The organism is Stieleria tagensis (assembly GCF_024129865.1).
Lineage (GTDB): Bacteria > Planctomycetota > Planctomycetia > Pirellulales > Pirellulaceae > Stieleria > Stieleria tagensis.
On the sequence record NZ_JAMYFE010000028.1, the window covers coordinates 1 to 16474 of the forward strand.

Sequence of the window (16474 nt, forward strand, 5' to 3'; positions counted from 1 at the left end):
TCGATTTAGCGGTATTGGGCGCTAGCCTGCGGTTCCCGGCCACCGTCAAACGTATTCTGCTCGCTGGTTCATCCTTCGATGAATCACTCTTCGATGGAATCGAGTTGATGCGAATCCACTTTCCTGAAGGAACGACCGTCAACTGCTATGCCATCGACCACCGCAGTGATGACGATGCACTTGGTAAACGCATCCGCGCAGCCACACTTACTTCACCCTCCCGCGAAGTGGGAGGGTCGGACGCTGTAGCGGCCGGGGAGGGCTCAACGCCGGAGAGTTCAACCACGAAGGACACGAAGAGCACGAAGGAAGGGGGATAACTGGGGACAGAGCTCACCGGGGCGTTGTTGTCGCTCTCCACTTGGGGAGTCATGCTAGGCACGGGGGGATAACTGGGGACAGAGCTCACCGAGGCGTTGTTGTCGCTCTCCACTTGGGGAGTCATGCTAGGCACGCGATTCCTGCAAGTTTTCACCTGATCTAGCGCGAGATGGTCCAACAGATTCGGGCATTTCTCACCCTCGGCGCGTACCGGTACCCCAGGTTAGCTCGGCTCTGTCGGTTTATTCTGCTGTTGGTCGAACAAAAAAAGGAGTTGGGGGGTTTAAATTGGCCGTGTGTTGGTTCCATCGCCTTGACATCGTCAATGTCGATCTGTTTGCCGCGTCCTCCACGAATCCAATTCGCCGGTGCAAACTCTTGGATTGCTGCTCGTGCCGATCGCTGAAGACTCGAATGTAGACTGAGATCGTGATTTCCCCGGGTCTGACAACCAAAGACAAAGTCTGACCCCGCGGTGGTTGCCGCGGGGTCAGCCACAGGCTCTCGAACCATACGGTGTCGGCGCCGAGTAGGAACGGGGTTCGCCCGATCGATTGCTTGCGTTGCTGCGGGGGATTTATCCGACCGGATTCGATTCAGGCGACGTGCTGCTTGGTCGGATGAATCCTCCACACCAGCGCTGGGTCGTTTTGTCGGTTGCTCGTTGGATCGCAAGCGGGGTCAGGACTTCACATTCTTGGAGAGGATGGACGCCCCCGTTTCCATGGATGGTGGAGATGGCCTTAGAATCGGGCGTTGACGCACCATTTGCCCGCTTTCACGCTGACCGGAACTTTGATCATGTTGCGATGCTGCTGGATTTTTTTGAGGCTCGCATTTGTTGTCGCTGCTGTTGCAGCGGCGGCCGATTCAGCACCGCCGCAAACGTTGCAGCGATCACCTGACCAAACGCGTCCGGGACTGAACTATTGGATTTCTGTCCCGGATGTCGATCAGGCGGAATCGGAGCAGCGTCCGGCGCTGCTGTTGTTTTTGCATGGCGGTGGCGAAGGTGGCGGCACGGCGGATTTGGTGAAGAAACATGGACCACCGCGCTTGATTGACCAGGGCAAGCGATTTCCGTGTCTAGTGATTTCGCCACAAAACCCGTCAAAGAGCCAACATTGGGACGACCAGCAGTTGATCGAATTGGTCGATCATGTCTGTGCGAAGTTCAATGTTGATCCGACCCGCGTCTATCTGACGGGGATGAGTCGCGGCTGCTACGGCGGCTGGCGATTGCTGGTCCAACACCCGAATCGTTTCGCAGCCTTTGTGGGGGTTTGTGGTGGTGGATTGGCTCCCTATGTCAAACGAGTCGCCGACGTACCAATCCGGCTGTATCACGGCGACCAGGACCGATCGATTCCCCTGGAAGAATCGCAGCGAATGTGCGCGGCGCATCGCGCCGCCGGTGGCGATTGCCAATTGACGATCTATCCCGGCGTGGGACACGACGCTTGGGAACAGGCCTATGCCGACGACCAGATGTATCAGTGGCTGTTTGCGCAGCGTCGACGTTAAGGCGACTGTTCCCGAAGCGATCACTCAAACTGCCAGTGCCCAGTCTCCCGTGAGTCAACCGACCCGTTGCTTGAACGTGGCGCTGTCGATGACTTCGCTGATAAACATTTGCTGGGCGACCAAAATTGAACGCTGAAGTTCCTCCGCCGTGACTTTTCCGGCTTCGTTTTCGACCGCCAAGGTTCCTGTCGCATCACGCAAGAATTCCACTTTGTAGCCACGATGAAAGGCTTGGCGAGCCGTTGTGTCACAGCAGATCTGTGTCATGTAGCCGGCGATGCAGACCGTGTCCGCCTGTTGCTCGGTCAACCAGTCTTGTAGTCCGGTATCGGTGAACGATCCGGGCCACTGTTTGTCGATCAGGATATCGCGTGGCCGGTCTTGAACCTGCGGATGCAACTGCCACATGTCCGAATCTTTACGAAAGATCGGCGATTCAGGATCCGCTTGATGATGACGAATCACAGCCGTCGGCAATTGCTTTTCCGCGGCATAGTCCATCACATCAAGAATGTTTTCCAGATGCCCGGTCGGATACGAGATCGGCAGGGCACCGTCAAAATATTCTCGCTGGACATCGATCACCAACAGCGCTCGCGACATAGATTCACTCCGATTCAGGGCAGAAGAAAAAGCAGAAACATCAAGTCTAACCGATCACGCCACGCTTGAAGTTGGGAGTGGATCAAAGGTGAAACGTGTGAGTTCTGAGTTTGCAATAGCCGGGACTTCATGCATTCGATTGGAAGGTCCGCCAACGCGAGCAATTCAATTCTCGGGCACACTGGTTTGGGCATCGGCTATCGCACTGTCCGATCGCCCGAACCGTTCGAATTGGACCGCAATCGCTTCCTCGCCAAGTTCCCCAGCGACTTCCAGTCGACTGAGATTTGCCATCTTACCTCGCGGCTGCCAATTTCCATTTGCTGCCGGGAGGTCAGTGATGGCAACATCAGCGTTCACGGCGTTAATTGCACGATTGGATTGTTGGCCGGGGTTGCCTGACCGATACGCCGGATCAGACAACCAACTCGAAACATCAGCAAACCCCATATCAATAACAGACGGCGGCTTCTCCGTTCTTTGACGTCCGTCAGACGTTTCTGACTCCGCCGACGAACATTCCTTGCCAAGCCGCAATCGCAGCGATCGAAAGTTCAGTTTGAATCGAGACACTGCCGCTTCGTCATCAAGCAAACTCAAATCAAAATCTCGCCAGAACAGCCCATCTACCTCGTCAGAATCTTCAGCCAAAAGCGGGACTTCTTCCGCCGATTGAGATTCTTGTTGGGTTTCACCGACTGCTGGAACCGCAGGTTCAACGTCACTCGGATCACGCATGAATTCGAGTTTCGCTATCGAGCGGGATTCAGTGACCTGGCGAACTGCGATCCAACGACCTGTCGTTTCCAAGTACGCATGATCGTGAAACCAAACGGGAAGCCAGGTTGCCGGCTGAAACAAAAAAGGTGAGTGTCGATGACTGAAAAACATTTGACCGCCGGAAAACGCCTCGTCCACAACGGGCAATGGCAAATCTGGGTTGGGAAAATCGATGACAAATTGCAATGGCGCGATTGCGATTCTCGACGCGGGGAGCGGATTATCATGACCAACGATCAGAATCGATTCACCGTCACTGGTTAAGTTCGCAGCAATCTTTGCGTCCCCGGTTCCCACCGCCTGAAACGGAATCGATGCGATCCGCATCCGGCCGTCAACAAAATCGCTGGGGTCGGCCAGTGATGAGACAACGTTGGTGCCACCGACATTCAAAAGCCGACCGTTATCAACTGTTATAACGCCAATATTCCCAGACAATTTTTCGTGCAATTGAACCTGGTCTACGATTGGCGCGACGACCGCTGGATCAAATTGCAAATCAAATTTGGCTTGAAAGAGTCCACGTCTATCAAACTGGAATTGGCCGGTTTCAAGATCCGTAAACGAATCCATCACAAACAGATCGATCATGAATTGGTCGCCGGCAGCGCCAACGCGTCCGCGTGATTCCAATTGAACTTCGACCGATGGTGTGCCCCTTGCCGTTGCTGGCGGCGATAAATCGACCGTGCCACCGAGTGAATTAAAAAGTTCGGATTTCTTGGCAATGAAGTCCTCCAAAAATCCTGATATCGTTTGCACATCAGTGCTGGTCCATCCATCCGATGGGGCCGCCTCGGTTTTCAGCATTTCAACCATGGCCCTTAGACGGTCGATTTCGCTCGCGAATCCGCCATCAAGTGTAAGACGCAATTCGAGTTGTTCGATCTTGAGCGTGCGTTTCATTACAGTTGCTCCACCCTTTTTAAGTCGGCAAGCGTCTGTTTCAGCAGTTGTTGACTGGTCACCTTCATTGGATCAGTCATCTGCGAGGAACGTTCTGCCAAAGATTTTTGCAAATCGAGGGAGCGGTGAAAGTAATTGCCGGCCTTCTCATTCGAATCGGTGAATGCGTGGGCACGCCCCAAATTGTGCAATACACCAGCGAGGCTGACAGTGTGATGCTCCGCTGTCGGATCTGTTTGTTGCAAACAGACGAGCGTCTGCTCGGCTCGTTCGAACTCTTCAATCGCCTCGAGCACGAATCCATTTTCGATCAGGACTCGTCCAAGGTCGTTTTGAATCGTAGCGACTTGCGTCAAAAAAGTTCTGTCGTGACTTTGAGAATCACGAATGGATAACAACAATTCCGTCGCACATTTCAGATCAGCCGCCGCCCCCGACAAATCATGACTTCGAAGTGCAGCACGATTCGCCCGTGCCGTCGCCAGCATGCGTATGATTTCCGGTGTGCGGGGCTGTGATTGCAAGAGGGCGATGGCACGTTCAGCAACCGAGAGAGACTGTGTCGATTGCTTTGTCTGAAGTACATACGACAATTGGCTGAGCAACATCGCGCGCACAAGCCCTTGCTCCTGCCCGGCTTGCTGCTGGATCTCGGCCAGACCTTTTTCAATCAAAACGATCGATTGAGTGTATTCTCTCGATTCGATCCTCAGCATCGCGTAGTTGCCGTAGGTTCGCGCCAAATCGACGCCCGCCAAACTGCTGTCGAGCACTCGTTCGTACAATTCGATCGCCTTGTTTTTCTCTCCCAATTCTGCTCTCAAGACGGCCAAGTTGTTCCACGTAAGAGCACGCGTGGTGCGTCCCAGTTCCGACAGACCAGTCGCCTTGGCGAATAATTGAGCAGCCGATTCATAGTTCTCGATCGCATCCTGCTTGGCACCGATTTCATCAATGATCTGTGCCGCCTTGAAGTAAGTGATCGCAATTTGTTCGCTAAACTGCTCGCCGCCTTGGATGCGGCGGGCGTAATCTTCGTAGTACAAGAGAGTCTGCTTCAACAGTTCGCGACGAACCGGTTCAGCGCCCTCAACATCACGCAGCTTCTCTGCAGCCAGCAATCCAAATCGGTCAAGTATTTCCTCGGTCCGTTGTAGATTCGATTGTGAACTGGCCAGCGCCTGGCGGGTTCGACCGTTGGCGATGGCTAGCTGTGCCAGAACAACCCAGGACGCTGCAACAATCAACACGATCGAAGCAGCGACCGCCAGTACAATCCGTCGATGTCGGCGCATCCACTTTGATAGACGCGTTGCCACAGAGGGACGCGTTGCCAAGATCGGCTCGCGATTTTGATAGCGCCGCATGTCATCCGCGAATTCGCGGGCGGATTGATAGCGTTGAGAAAGCTCATGCGCGGTCGCTTTTGCCACGATCAGATCAAGGTCGCGATCAATCCCTGGATTGTACGCACGTGGACTAAATGAATCGGAGTGTTCGCGAGCGTTTTGCACCTGACCGATTGTTTCGCCTGCGATGGCACGACGCCCGGTCAATAGCTCAAAAAGAGTTAATCCCAATGCATAGACATCGGCTCGAGCATCAACGGGAACGCCGCTCGCCTGTTCGGGGCTCATGTAAGCCATCGTGCCGACTCTGTCACCGGTTTGCGTCAGTGCCACGGCATTGCCGGGAGCCAGGCGAGCCAAACCAAAGTCCGTCACCCACAGATGGTTGCTGCGATCAACCATCAGATTGGATGGTTTAATATCGCGATGAATGATGCCACAGTCATGCGCTTCGGCAATCGCATCGGCTGCTGCAATTGCCCATCCCACCGCGGTCCCCGAATCGATAGCACCGGTTTCGAGAACGCGATCGATCGAAAGCCCGTCGATCAACTTCATGCTTAAAAAACAGGTCTCTCCGCAGGTTGCATCACCCCCAATGCAATAGATTGGAACGATGTTTGGGTGATCGAGCCGCGCCGCAGCTTGAGCTTCAATGATAAATCGAGCGTGTGCGTTGGTCTCTCGATCAATCGCGGCGGGAAAGACTTTGAGCGCGACCTTGCGTTGAAGTTTTTCTTCAACCGCTTCAAAAACCACGCCGGCGCCGCCATGTCCCAATCGCCGAATGATCGAGTATCCATCGATCAGCGGGCTAGAACGGCAGTCATGCCCCGCCAACAGTGACAACGCATCGATTTGACTCGCATCATCGCAGAGTTCAGTTGCCAAAGACGGATGTTGCTGACATGCCAATTCGATCCAGCGTTGACGGTCAAAACAGGGATCGGTCTCAATCGATTCGAGATACTGTTCGAGCAACGCAAGCAGACGCTCATCGTTGCCACGATCGCTTGGTCGATTCGCGGTTTGACTGACAGTCATCAGGAAGACTCCCGCAGCAGTGTTTTCAATCTCTGGATGGCTCGCAACCACATCATTCGTACCGCACCACTACTCCGCTGCATTTGCTTGCCGATCTGGTCAAACGACAACCCATCAAAATGCCGCATCACAATCACTCGTTGGTAGTCGTCTGACAGTTTGGCGATCGCATCTGCCACCAACACGGCGCGTTCTTGATCCGACACGATCGTCCCGGGAGACCGTTGCAAATGATCACGAGCCATCGTTTCCAGACAGGCACTGCTGCGACTCAACCCATCATTGATCGTTTCGATGGACACTTCACGGCGCACGTCTCGCCGTGCGGCACCAAGATGCCGCTCGTGTGCATCGGCGATGCGGCTCACCATGATCGCACGAATCCACGCTACAAATTCGCTGGTCGACGCGCCGCGAAATTGTTCGAACGCTTCAATGGCGTGCAAGAAGGTTTCTTGAATGACATCCGAGACCGTGACCCGCGTCTGGATTTGCAGTGACAAACCGTTGTGAGCAAGCAGTCGCAAATAGTGTTGATAGCACGCAAACAGATCCCCGATCGCGCCGGCGTTCCCCGCGCGGGCAAGTTGAAGCAGTCTGGTGCGGCGCTCGGAGTGGAAAGATGCCATCGACTGGAAGAAACCCTGGAGAGGTGAAATCTGTGGCATTCTAGCCAATGCTGACACCGTTAAAAGTCGTTTTGCGCAGATCATCTTCGCGCCCGATTCGAGCCCGTTTTGTCACGGACAAAACGCGAAAACAGATTTTTTTTCTGAAGGCTAAAAAGCAACGTTTTCGTAGGTGACATTGAATCGCTAAATCCTTCTTTCTTTCTAACGGGACAGCGCCGGCTAGTTTCATCCTCCATTCGTTCACTATCTATCGCTGTCCATCAAGGCAAATCTACTCCATCCCATATCCACGATTGACCGCATGCGATTTCCAGCACGACACAACAAGCAGCGCTACACCCGCAAACATCGCAAACCCCGTCTCGAGCGACTTGCAGATCGAGCCCTGTTGGCCGTTTTAGGTGTCAGCCCAGAACCTGGCGATGTCCCAGCCGTCTTGCTGTCCCAAGCGATCGAGGCAGCCAACGCAACGCCCGAGCCGGATACCATTGAGCTTGTCGCTGGAGTCTATGATCTGGCTGCTCTGGACGTCGGCACGATCACAATCCAATCGGATATCACGATCATCGGTGCCTCGCCCAGTCAAACGTCAATCATGCCGGCTCCGACTGCGGTCGCATTCGAAGTCACGAGATCCGCGACACTCGATCTATCAATGCTGACCGTTTACGGCTCCGCAGGGGGCAGTGGCGGAATTGCCGACGGATCCGGCGCGATCAACATTCACGATGGGGGCACAGCCCGAGTGTCCAGTGTCGCATTGATCGGTTTGACGGACACCGATTTGTTGGGCGAACCGGACCTGCAAGCAACCACACTGATTCGAGCTGTTGGAAATTTAGAGATCGAAAACTCCGCCCTGATCGACAGCGCTGGCGATGCCATTCAATTCGGCAATCAGGCTGGAACGGGCCAAAACGTCATCAGCGGTACAATCATCGCGGGCTCGGCGGGCCACGCCATTGATGGGCAACGAACTTCGCTGGTGCTTTCCAATTCGACGATTTTTGACAACGGTGCGGGTGTACGCGTTGCGGGAATCGATCCAAGGGTAGAAGTCTCTGCGACGACGATCGCAGGGAACCACAATCGACTTGGACTACCGATGCTAACCCCCAGCCCGGATTTGCTAGGTTACCCTGGATTGACGATCGGCAGTTGGATGGCGGCGGGGCAAGACCAACCCCACCAAAACCCAATCACCGTTGCCGATGACAACGTGATCACCGGAAACCAAACGAATGCATTGAATCCGACGAATGCATCCGGTCCAGAAATCGCAGTGATGGGCGGAATCGGCGCGCTACCGATGCAGGTCAATGCTGATTTCCCAGCGTTTCTAGGCACGCAACAAATGGCGAACGACAATATTGCCGCAGTTTCCGCGGTCACCGAACCGGTCTCCGGAAATCGCGTGCTCCGCAGCGACCAAGCTCTGGAAGGCGTCAATGTCGATCTTGTCACAATCGACGGCGAAACAATCGTTCGATCTCGTGAATTGGGATCGTCAGGTGTGTATTGGAGTCCCCTAGAACAACGGTTCTTGGTCGAATCCAAACCCCGCGAACTCAGCGAGCTGATCGATCTTCATCAACCGCTTGCACCACTGCACTTAGGACAGGTCATTGGCAACGGGGCCGCCAAACGAATGGTGATCTCGGACCTTGCCCGCGGCAATGCAGAACTATCCACTGCCCAGCAGAACGCTTGGGTCTATTTGGACGTCATTGACGTTGCCAGCCAGGCTGGTGCAACGATCTCCCTTGCGACCAATGCGACCCACCAACCGTTCATCTTTACCTACACCCCTCCGTCCGATTTTGAAGGCACAGACACTCTTACCGTTCGTGCTTTGAATCTGGCCGGCGATGAAGTCGAAGGAACGCTCACCATCGATGTTCTTCAATCGAGCGACATCACGATGAACGTGGCTGCATCTGAATTAGATGACTTGATCGAGGTGGCCATCTCGACAAGTGGCTTCAACACGGTTTCGTCATTCAGTTTTGGCGTCGGATTTGACCCCACCGTCGTGAGGTTGACCGATACCGAGTTTGGCCGTGAGTTCCCTTTTCTGGCCGAGTCGCGATTGAGTAGCAGCGGGCCACTTAACTTTGCAAACTCGAATTCGCGAGTCAACGACAAGGTCATCGTCAGTGCCCTGGGCGGATTCAGTCGAGGCAGCGATTTGGTGACGCTGACGTTTGAACGAATCGGCAATGGTGCCGCAAACATCGAATTATTAGACCAAGAATTTCGGGCAAGCTTCAAAGGTCAACGCTTGGGACTCTCTAATTTTCACCAAGCCTACTATCACCTTAGCCAAGATGACGTCAATCGAGACGGATCAGTCACGGTTCGTGACGCGTTGAACGTTGTCAATGGACTTGCCCTGCCAACGACTGAAGGCGGAGCGGAGGGCGAGAGCGCGTATGACCGTGATCTGGATTCCAACGGCGATGGAGTCGTTACGCCACGCGATGCGCTGCGTGTCATCAATCGACTCGCGCTTGCTAGCCGGCAGGAAGCCGAATCTTCCAATAGCGGTTCCGACATTATTTTCTCCCAGGAGGGAATGGCGTTCCTTGACCCAGACAGAGAGATCCCCAGCTTCGTCGGGCGACCGGGGATTCCTATCGACGATGGAGCGGCACTCGACTCGGTTGACCTGACGGCACCAACGGAACTCGAAAAAGCAACTGCCGAAACGATTGCCCTGTCCGCCGAGGGGGTATCACTTCAGCGCAGCCTGAACGATGTTGATGATCAACAACTGTTCGTCGTACAGGGGACCGGGACCAAACTCGGATTCGGTCTGCAGCCCGCGGACCTCGAACATGCAACCGATTCTCCCAACGCAAAACTCACGCTCGTCTTTTTTCGAGCCGATGGAAGCGTGATCGAAGCGCACCCGACTCAAAACACCAACCGCGTGATTGGCGGAGCGATCGATACCGTGCAAGGCGAATCGGTGTTTGTCCGAGTTGGGACATCGGACTCGGCAACGCTGGACTTTCGTCTTGATCTTCTCTCGTTACACGGTCTGGTTTGATTCGCGGATCGAATCGATCGGCATCAGCAATAGCCGGGTCGTCGTGTCACTGCGGTTTTCCAGTGAAGATCGCTTGGATGTCTTCGAGGATCAGATACAGACAGGGCACTAGGACCAGAATGATTGCGGTTGCGAACAAGATGCCGAATCCAAGTGAAATCGCCATCGGGATGATGTACTGTGCCTGAAGTGACGTTTCAAAAATCAGAGGCATCAGGCCTCCGAACGTCGTCAAGGTCGTCAGCAAGATGGGACGAAATCGGCGCACACCGGCTTGGGAAATCGCGTCAAATGCAGACAGTTCGTTGCGGCGGCGGTTGGCGTAGTCGATCATGATCAACGAATCATTGATCACGACACCCGACAGTGCGATCACACCCATCAAACTGACCAGCGAGAGGTCATAGCCCAACAAGATGTGACCGGCGATTGCACCGACGACACCAAAAGGGATCGCAGTCAGGACGATGAGCGGCTGGATATAGCCGCGGAAAGCGATGGCCAACAGTGAATAGATCACCGCTAGCGCCAATCCAAACGATCCCCATAGCGACTCGGTCGCCTGACGCATCTCGGCGTCGCTCCCCTCGAAACTCCACGTGATCCCCGGAAAATCTTGACGCAGTTTCGGCAACGTTTCCGTCCGCAAGGCTTGGATCACCTGTGTGATCGCCCGTTTTGGTTCGACGTCCATCGAAACATTAATGACTCGACGACCATCACGCCGGTCGATCGATCGAAAAGCCAAGGATTCCGACAGGTCCGCAACATCCAGCAGCGGGACTTCGGCGCCCGACGGCGTGCGAACGACCAAATCCTCCAAGCTGTGAATATCCTCGCGCTCGTCCTCTGGCAATTTCACTCGGACTTCGATCTCGTTGGTGCCGCGCAGCAGACGCAGTGCTAGCGAGCCAAAGAATGCACCGCGAAGTTGTTCGCCGAGTTCATCATCGGTCAGACCGAGTGCGCGGCCTTCGGGACGGAGCTTGAAATCGTATTGGGTCTTGCCTTTGTTGTAGCTGTCACTGACGTCACGCGCGTTGCCGAATCGTTCACATTGGGCGACCAGCATTTGTGAAGCCTGTTCCAGCACGTCGATGTCACTGTGGCTGAGGTCGATGCTGATATCACGGCGGTGACCGCCCGGCCCACTTTCCGCTTCGAAAGTGACCTGGTTAACACCTGGCAAATCACCGATCGAATCTCGCCACAACTCGATCACTTGGTTGGCGGTCATGTCACGTTGATCTGGCGGTTTCATCACGATTTCCACATCAATGAAACTCTGGCCGCGAACGTTGGTTTTGATTCCCTCGGCGACTTCATACAGGTTATGTCGTTCGAACATTTCCAGACTCGCTTTGGTCACCGCATCGGCGATCTCGGCAGCCTGGGCCTGGGTGGTTCCGACCGGCATGCGAACGCCTGCTTCGATTTCATCAGCCGACACCTCCGGCATCAGGATCATTCCCATGTGGGCGCTGGTCGCGTAACCGGTGATGACCAGGAACAACGCGAGCGCCGAACAGGCGGTGATGTAGCGAAAGTGCAGGCAGGTGACCAAAACCGGACGGAACAGGATTTCAACCATTCGCGTGAACGTGCGGCTGAATGCCTGTTGGCCTCGATGCAACATTGCCCCCACACCGCGTCGCTGACGGCCTGCGGTTTTGGCATGGGCCAGGTGTGCCGGCAGAATGAACAGCGATTCGACCAACGAGAGCGACAGCACCAAAATCACGACCACCGGCAGCGGTCCCCAAAACTTGCCGGTCTCTCCGGGAATGAACATCAACGGAACAAAGGCCACGATGTTGGTCAAAACACTGAAGGTGACTGGCCCGGCGACCTCGCGTGTTCCTTCGATAGCGGCCACCGTGTTGTCACTGGTTTCCTGTCGTTTCTCATAGACATTCTCACCGACCACCACGGCGTCATCGACGACGATCCCCAACACGACCAGAAACCCAAACAGCGAGATCATGTTGACACTGACGTCGGCGATGGGCATCAACAACAAGCCACCGATAAACGAAACCGCCATTCCCGTCATCACCCAGAACGCCAGCCGAAACTCCAGGAACAACGCCAGGATGAACAGGACGATGCCGACCGCCATCACCGCATTTTCCAGTACCAAATTCAGTCGCCGTCGAAATTCTTCGGCATTATTTCGATCGATCCGCCACTTCACACCGGGAGGCATCGACGACTCGAAGTCAATCATGATTTGTTCGACCGCGTCGGCAATGTCGGTGGGCGATTGCGACCCGATACGAAAAATATCCAGCTCGACCGAAGGCGTTTGACTGAACTGGGAATGAAACCCGACGTCTTCGAATCCATCGCGAATCGTTGCGATGTCACCGAGTGTGACTGAAGGGCCGTCGCGTCCGGAAACAATTTCCATGGCGGCAAATTCGTCGGCCCATTGTTTGCGTGCTTTGACCCGCAACAGAATTTCACCGGCGCTGGTTTGAACCGACCCTGCCGGCACATCTCGGCTGGATTCTCGAATAACCTGGGCCACCTCGGGAAGTGTCAGTCCATATTCACGCAGTCGCTGACGCGGGATTTCGACATGCGTGACGTAACTGGGGACGCGTCGCAGTTCAACCTGAGTGATGTTTTCGTTGGCCTGCAATTGATCCCGCAATTGCTCGGCCAACTTGCGAAGCGCCCAAATGTCGATGGGACCATACAGCGCGACCTGCATCGCTTCCCGCTGCTCGGATTGCAGACGCACCTCGGGCTGTTGGATCTGGTCGGGAAAGGTACGGATACGACTGACCGCTTGGTCGATGTCTTGAAACGCCTTCATCCGCTGTTGGCCGGCGACCAACTCAATCAGGACTTCGCCGCGTCCTTCACGAGCTTCGCTGGTGATTTCGCGGACGCCTTCCACACCGCGAACCGCGCCTTCGATCGGCCGCAAAATCCCCTGCTCGACTTCCGCAGGCGCTGCGCCTGGATAGTCCACACTGACTTCGACGATATCGAGTTCGAATTGTGGGAAGACCTCCTTTTGAATCGCGATGGCCGACCAAAGCCCGCCGCCAAGCAAGATAAACATCAACAGGTTGGCAGCAATCGAATTGTGCGCCATCCAGGCGATCGGGCCACTCGACGGGCTTGTGCGTGAAGTGTCGGTCATTCGGCAGACTCCTGGCCGGACGTTTCGACTTGTTCGGACCCCGGGTCCAGCTTTCGCAGGCCGACGCCGTTGGCCACCGTTGCCAATGTCGTCACGACAACTTCGTCACCGTGGTCCAGCCCGCTGCGAATGAACGCATGCTCGGCATCACGAAAGACGATCTCGGTCTCGCGAATTTCCAACTTGTCGTCTTTCATCACCCAGACCGTGTCGCCATCACGCACCAATCCCCGATCGATGCGAACGACATCCTCGATCGGTTTGCCTTCGATCTCGGTTTGGATCAGCGTCTGTAGAATCAATGGCGGATCATCGGACTCGAGGCCCAACGGATCCTGCACAGTAATAATCACCCTCGCCAAACGACTCTGTTGATCGAGCGTGCCGATCATTCGGGCGACGCGTCCATGCCGCACCACACTCTCTGGCCAGGAATCGGAATTACGGAGCACGACGACCGAACCCGGTTGGTCATCGGATTGAGTGAATTCCAACCAACGCAAGCTGCGGACCGGAACAGCGGCGGAAATCCAGTACTCTTCAATACCAACCAATTGTGCCAATTCATCCCCGGTGGAAACTTGGGATCCGACGTTCACCGAGCGGCTGAGGATTTGGGCGTCGAAAGGAGCAAAAATGCTGGTGCGTTCGAGGTCCAGTGCTGCCCGTTCCACCGCGGCTTTGGAAGCGCTGACCTGGGCACGGATTGATGCGATCTGGGGCTGACGCAGCACCAATTGGCGATTGGTTTCATCGATCGTTCCCTCCAGCATGGCGAGTTCTTTTTTCGCCAAACTTTGCCGCCCTTCCTCGATTTGCAGCGAGGCCTCGGTCTGTTCGAGTTCACTTTGACTGATCGACAGCGCATTCTCGAAATCAGCCGGATCGATTCGCAGCAACAAATCGCCCTTGCGAACCATGCCGCCGGGAACGAGCTTGGGTGACATTTCGACCAACTGTCCGTTGACCCGCGGACTGAGCACGATTTCCTGGGCGGGCTGGACCGTCCCCAGCACCACCAGTTGCGGTGAATAGGTCCCGCGCTGGACCGTCACCGTTTCGACCAACGCGGTCGACTGACGCGTGGATTTGAGCTGTTCGGCGGTCGGCTCGGTCCGATTGATCCACACGATCGCAGCAGCCGACGTCGCCAAGATCGCGAGACAGGCAATTAAATTCCCCGCGAGTCGAAGCCAGCGCCAAATCGGTCGCGGTTTCTGGTCATCAATCATCAACATCTTTCTCGTAGAGACGCTCCGCCGACCGCAGAAGCTGACTAAAATCGTTATCCACCTGCTGGCCGGCCTGTTCAAGAGTCTCGGGATCAAGGGTCTGTGGATTCGCGCCCGGTGGACCAAGTCCTTCGTCACCGGATCCAGCGGGCAGAGTGACGCCCTCTGGCAAAGGAATCAACTCGACCGGCAACGTCCCGTCCTGGGCGTCGTCCACTCGCAGGCCGCCGGACTCCGAATCCTGGAAAAAGAACACTTCCTGGTTTCGAGGCTCGAAATCACCCGCCAGCGCCAAGTACAGCGACACGCGAATCAGCAGTAATTCTAGTCGGGCGGACAAGGTTTCGCGCTGCAAACGTTGATAAGCGGTGATCGCACTCAAAACATCCAGGTATTCGACGTCGCCGATTTGATATTGCTCCCGCAGTTGGTCAGCAGACTGCCGCGCCAATTCCGTTTGGGCATCGAGATGTTCAAGCCGCTGGAGCTGGAATTTTTCCTGCGCCAACGCATCCTCGACTTCGCGAAATGCGTTCAGCATCGTTTCACCGTATTCATTGAACCGCTGGCGAACCACAGCGGTTGTGCGGTCGACCTCCGCCCGGCGTTGGCCCCCATCAATCAGCGGAGCAATCATTTGGCCGCCGATTCCCAGCAACCAATCGCGAAACAAAGTCTCGGGACTCTCGGCTGCATTCAGAACCGAACCGGACAGACTGATGCGGGGATAGCGTGCCGTGATTGCGGATGCCAAATCGCGGTCAGCGGCCATGAATGCCAGATAGTCGCGGCGCACATCCGGACGGCGGTTGAGCAATTCGGACGGCAAACCGGTCGCCGGCAATGGCGGTAACGCAGGCAAAATCGCCCCAGGCCGGTAGACCGCTTCCTGAGGCATTTGTCCCAACAGCACGGCCAACTGATGCTCGAGCACCTCAATGCGGGCTTTGACCACAACCGATTGCTCGAGTGTCGATTCAACCAATTGCCGCTGTCGAAGCACGTCGGGGACACGGATCAGCCCGAGTCCAAACCGCGCCTCCTGGAGTGCCAACCCAGTCCGGTTGGTTTCAATTTGTTCATCCAGTAGCTGCAACTGCGCGTGGGATTCGATCAGCGAAAACCAAGTGCGGGCAATTTCAGCCGACAGTGTCAACGCGATCGCGTGGTAGTCCGCCCGCGTGGCTCCGGCACGCAAACGCGCGGCTTCGACTCGCGATCCGATCTGCCCCCAAAGATCGACTTGATACGACGCTTCGAACCCGGACGTAAAAATGGTTGGATCCTTTCCCGGGCCGAACAGACTGGCGATGTCAGCCACTCCGTCAACATCTGGAAAAAGATCCGAGGCCTCACGCCGGGCAACCGCGCGAGCCGCACCCAAACGCTGCAGTGACGCGGCCAGCGTGAAATTGCCATCAAACGCTTCATTGATGTGCAGATCCAGGTCCGGCTGGTCGAACGTCAGCCACCATCGATCGGGCACCGTCACTTGGCCGCTGGCAGAAAACGGCGGCGGAGTCCCGGTCTGCAGCATGCCAACAACGTCGTGATTGGCGCAGCCGACCACCGTCAGTGACAGCAAACCAGCCAGCCATCTGAATGTGCGCGCACCTACCTGGACGAAAGTTTCCATCAACGAGGGTTTAGCCCCGCAGACGATTCGGCGACAAGGCTGATTCCAATCGCTGAGTGCCAGTGACCGAATTTTTCCATTCAAATCGCGACAGTCGGTCCAAATGGTCGCACAAATGCGATTTAGCGAGTCGTAAAACCGGCGGTTTACACCGCCGGCAATTCGTGTACCGCCCTCCGAGGCTGGCAGAAACGCAACTTCAAAACTCACGCGTCGGATCGGGAAAGACCACAGCCTCTCG

Annotated in this window: 10 protein-coding genes; 3 read left to right on the forward strand and 7 right to left on the reverse strand. The window is 55.6% G+C overall.

Translation table 11 applies throughout. The features are described 5' to 3' along the window. Both NHH03_RS05270 and NHH03_RS05275 read left to right on the forward strand, forming a co-directional pair. The coding region (locus tag NHH03_RS05270) for a hypothetical protein (RefSeq protein ID WP_253154706.1) at nt 1–320 on the forward strand (320 nt) is incomplete at its 5' end. Between the two features lie 802 nt (nt 321–1122). Further along, on the forward strand, nt 1123–1845 hold the full coding sequence (locus NHH03_RS05275) for a carboxylesterase family protein (protein WP_253154707.1): 723 nt from the start codon (nt 1123–1125) through the stop codon (nt 1843–1845). Between the two features lie 54 nt (nt 1846–1899). On the opposite strand, the gene NHH03_RS05280 is transcribed toward NHH03_RS05275, so the two are convergent. The 4 genes from NHH03_RS05280 to NHH03_RS05295 all read right to left on the reverse strand — a co-directional run bounded on the left by NHH03_RS05280 (nt 1900) and on the right by NHH03_RS05295 (nt 7195). Continuing rightward, a complete protein-coding gene (locus NHH03_RS05280) occupies nt 1900–2448 on the reverse strand; it encodes a cysteine hydrolase family protein (RefSeq protein WP_253154708.1) in 549 nt (182 codons plus the stop codon). A 165-nt stretch (nt 2449–2613) separates the two neighbouring features. Then, nucleotides 2614–4134, reverse strand: coding sequence for a hypothetical protein (locus NHH03_RS05285; protein WP_253154709.1), 1521 nt, complete (start codon nt 4132–4134; stop codon nt 2614–2616). Then, complete coding sequence (locus tag NHH03_RS05290; protein WP_253154710.1) at nt 4134–6527, reverse strand: protein kinase domain-containing protein; 2394 nt, start codon at nt 6525–6527, stop codon at nt 4134–4136. Before NHH03_RS05290 ends, NHH03_RS05285 begins: the two co-directional genes overlap by 1 nt. Beyond that, nucleotides 6527–7195 (reverse strand): sigma-70 family RNA polymerase sigma factor, encoded by a 669-nt coding sequence (locus NHH03_RS05295; RefSeq protein ID WP_253154711.1) that lies wholly within the window; start codon nt 7193–7195, stop codon nt 6527–6529. The genes NHH03_RS05290 and NHH03_RS05295 overlap by 1 nt, the downstream gene beginning before the upstream one ends. A gap of 265 nt (nt 7196–7460) precedes the next feature. Between NHH03_RS05295 and NHH03_RS05300 the strand changes: the two genes are divergently transcribed. Next, the gene (locus tag NHH03_RS05300) at nt 7461–10211 is read left to right on the forward strand and encodes a dockerin type I domain-containing protein (RefSeq protein WP_253154712.1); all 2751 of its coding nucleotides are present in this window, start codon (nt 7461–7463) and stop codon (nt 10209–10211) included. 46 nt (nt 10212–10257) lie between these two features. Here NHH03_RS05300 and NHH03_RS05305 read toward each other — a convergent pair whose 3' ends face one another. Genes NHH03_RS05305 through NHH03_RS05315 form a run of 3 tightly spaced genes read right to left on the reverse strand, consistent with a single transcriptional unit; the run spans nt 10258 to nt 16233 of the window. Continuing rightward, nucleotides 10258–13365 carry an efflux RND transporter permease subunit gene (locus tag NHH03_RS05305; RefSeq protein ID WP_253154713.1) on the reverse strand — a complete coding sequence of 1036 codons (3108 nt, stop codon included), beginning with the start codon at nt 13363–13365 and terminating at the stop codon, nt 10258–10260. Continuing rightward, on the reverse strand, nt 13362–14597 hold the full coding sequence (locus NHH03_RS05310) for an efflux RND transporter periplasmic adaptor subunit (RefSeq protein WP_253154714.1): 1236 nt from the start codon (nt 14595–14597) through the stop codon (nt 13362–13364). The genes NHH03_RS05305 and NHH03_RS05310 overlap by 4 nt, the downstream gene beginning before the upstream one ends. Next, nucleotides 14590–16233 carry a TolC family protein gene (locus NHH03_RS05315; RefSeq protein ID WP_253154759.1) on the reverse strand — a complete coding sequence of 548 codons (1644 nt, stop codon included), beginning with the start codon at nt 16231–16233 and terminating at the stop codon, nt 14590–14592. The genes NHH03_RS05310 and NHH03_RS05315 overlap by 8 nt, the downstream gene beginning before the upstream one ends. Nucleotides 16234–16474: the final 241 nt, after the last annotated feature.

Excerpts from the sequence above, each read along its gene's own strand:
- NHH03_RS05275 (WP_253154707.1), top strand. The coding sequence starts at position 1,123 with ATGTTGCGATGCTGCTGGATTTTTTTGAGGCTCGCATTTGTTGTCGCT.
- NHH03_RS05280 (WP_253154708.1), bottom strand. The coding sequence starts at position 2,448 with ATGTCGCGAGCGCTGTTGGTGATCGATGTCCAGCGAGAATATTTTGAC.
- NHH03_RS05285 (WP_253154709.1), bottom strand. The coding sequence starts at position 4,134 with ATGAAACGCACGCTCAAGATCGAACAACTCGAATTGCGTCTTACACTT.
- NHH03_RS05290 (WP_253154710.1), bottom strand. The coding sequence starts at position 6,527 with ATGACTGTCAGTCAAACCGCGAATCGACCAAGCGATCGTGGCAACGAT.
- NHH03_RS05295 (WP_253154711.1), bottom strand. The coding sequence starts at position 7,195 with ATGCCACAGATTTCACCTCTCCAGGGTTTCTTCCAGTCGATGGCATCT.
- NHH03_RS05300 (WP_253154712.1), top strand. The coding sequence starts at position 7,461 with ATGCGATTTCCAGCACGACACAACAAGCAGCGCTACACCCGCAAACAT.
- NHH03_RS05305 (WP_253154713.1), bottom strand. The coding sequence starts at position 13,365 with ATGACCGACACTTCACGCACAAGCCCGTCGAGTGGCCCGATCGCCTGG.
- NHH03_RS05310 (WP_253154714.1), bottom strand. The coding sequence starts at position 14,597 with ATGATTGATGACCAGAAACCGCGACCGATTTGGCGCTGGCTTCGACTC.
- NHH03_RS05315 (WP_253154759.1), bottom strand. The coding sequence starts at position 16,233 with ATGGAAACTTTCGTCCAGGTAGGTGCGCGCACATTCAGATGGCTGGCT.